Source organism: Noviherbaspirillum malthae (assembly GCF_015352985.1).
In the GTDB taxonomy this organism is placed as follows: Bacteria; Pseudomonadota; Gammaproteobacteria; order Burkholderiales; family Burkholderiaceae_D; genus Noviherbaspirillum; species Noviherbaspirillum malthae.
The window spans coordinates 1-1,955 of sequence record NZ_JACYXF010000163.1; the positions used below are offsets into that span (position 1 = coordinate 1).

Below are 1,955 nucleotides of genomic sequence, written 5' to 3' on the forward strand. Positions count from 1 at the left end.
TGTCAAGCGCGGAGTAAAAGTGAGCCACTTTGCGGGCCTTTACGCGGCCGAATTCTGAGCCACTGACTTGACTGCATTGCCGACGAAGCCGGCTTTCTTCTGTTTCCTGAGTCGGTAACTATCCCCCTTGATCTGTACGATATGAGCATGGTGCAGAATGCGGTCGAGCATGGCCGCGGTCAGCGTCGGATTGGCTCCAAAGGTGTCGTCCCATTGGGCAAACGGCAGGTTACTGGTCAGGATCATCGAACCACCGCGTTCATATCTCTTGGAGACGATATGGAAGAAGTGGCTGGCTTGCTCACCGCTGAACGGCAGGTAGCCGATCTCGTCGATGATCAGTAGCCGCGGTCCCAGCACTCGATGTCGCATCACCGCGTCGTATCGGCCCTGACGCTGCGCTGCTGCTAATTGCAACATCAGATCCGCCGCAGTAGCGAAGTGCGTCTTGATGCCCGCCTGGGTCGCAAGATAGCCCAGTGCAATGGCCAGATGGCTCTTGCCCACTCCAGAGGGCCCCAGGAACACTGCGTTCTCACCCCGTTCGATGAAGCGTAAGGTCGCCAGCTCCTCAATCAGACTCTTTGGCGTGCCGGTAGCAAACTCGAAGTCGTACTGCTCCAAGGTCTTGATGACCGGGAACGACGCCATGCGAGCCAGCATCTGCCGGCTTCGGACCTGCCTGGTATCGCGTTCATGAGCCAGCGCTTGTTCCAGGAACTGCAGGAAGCCCCAGTCCTGTTCAGCAGCCTGGCTAGCAATGGCTTCGAAGCGCTCGGCCAGCCCATCAAGCTTGAGCTGCCGGCAGTAGGTGTCAATGCGTTCGGCCTGCAGGTTCATACGCCGACCTCCGTCAGGATCTGCTGGTAGACCGACAGCGGGTGTTGCAGCGAATTGACTTGCGCACTGATCGAGCGCATGGCCGGCCATGTCGGATCGATTCGTGGCCGGTACTTCGGCAAGGGCTGCAGCAATGCCTTCTCCACGTTCTCGTAGAGGGTATGAGGGGCGTGACGGGTAAGCGGATGCACGCGCCGGTTAGCAACATCGCGCAGCCACTTGCCGACCTCGGCATTCGCAGTAGGAACGTCGACCAGCAGGCCACTGGCCTTCATCCGGCTCTCCAGGGGCACATAGAAGTTACCGCGCAGGTAGCGATGGAAGCGTTCCACCTTGCCTTTGGTGCGCGCCCGGTACGGCCGACACAGCCTGGGCATATACCCGTACAACTTGGCCATGTCGAGGAAGTCATCATTCCAGCAATGCTGGCCTTCGCCGTAGGCATTGCGCTTGATGACGACACTCTTGGCATTATCGTAGAGTATTTCCTTGGGCACGCCACCGAGTGCCTCGAACAGCGCATGATGACAGGCCACGAGCGTTTCTGCCGTCTCGTCGGCAGTGAAGCGCACCCACCGCCATCGGCTATAGCCCAGCGTGGCGGTAAAGGCATACAACGGATGGCGACCACGTCGGAAGACGACGAAGTCGCATTGCATCTGCTGGCCGGGCGGGGTTTCGAACCGGACCACTGGATCCTCCTTGGCGGCAGGCTTGCATGTTCGCATGAACTCCTGGAGCTGGCGAATCTGGCCGGTATAGCCGAGGGCCCTGAGTTCGCGCATCATTGCCGGCGCTGGAATCCATTCCGGATGGGCTTCGTCGACGCGCTTGGTGATGTAGGCCTTGAACGCATCGAGCTTGGTGGGCCGGGCCTCGCGCATCTTGTAGCGTGGCGCCTCGGGTGAATCCAAATAACGGGCGACCGTGTTTCTTGAGATGCCCAGCTGGCGGGCTATCTGGCGCTCCGAGAGGCCTTGGGCCTTGAGCACATGAATTTCCATCCACTCTTCCTTATGTAACACTCGGATCTCGCGCAAAAAGATCCAACTTTACGAAAAAGTGGCTCAGATTTACTTCGCGCGTAGTGGCTCAGTATTACTCCGCGCGTAACA

2 protein-coding genes are annotated in these 1,955 nt (G+C 59.0%); both read right to left on the bottom strand.

Annotation, left to right across the window (positions count from 1 at the left end; genetic code table 11):
* Positions 1-39: 39 nt before the first annotated feature.
* Positions 40-840: an IS21-like element helper ATPase IstB gene (istB, locus tag IGW03_RS37465; protein WP_194727457.1), complete on the bottom strand. Its 801-nt coding sequence runs from the start codon at positions 838-840 to the stop codon at positions 40-42.
* Positions 837-1,865 (bottom strand): IS21 family transposase, encoded by a 1,029-nt coding sequence (gene istA / locus IGW03_RS37470; RefSeq protein WP_194727458.1) that lies wholly within the window; start codon positions 1,863-1,865, stop codon positions 837-839. The genes istB and istA overlap by 4 nt, the downstream gene beginning before the upstream one ends.
* Between the last annotated feature and the right edge of the window lie 90 nt (positions 1,866-1,955).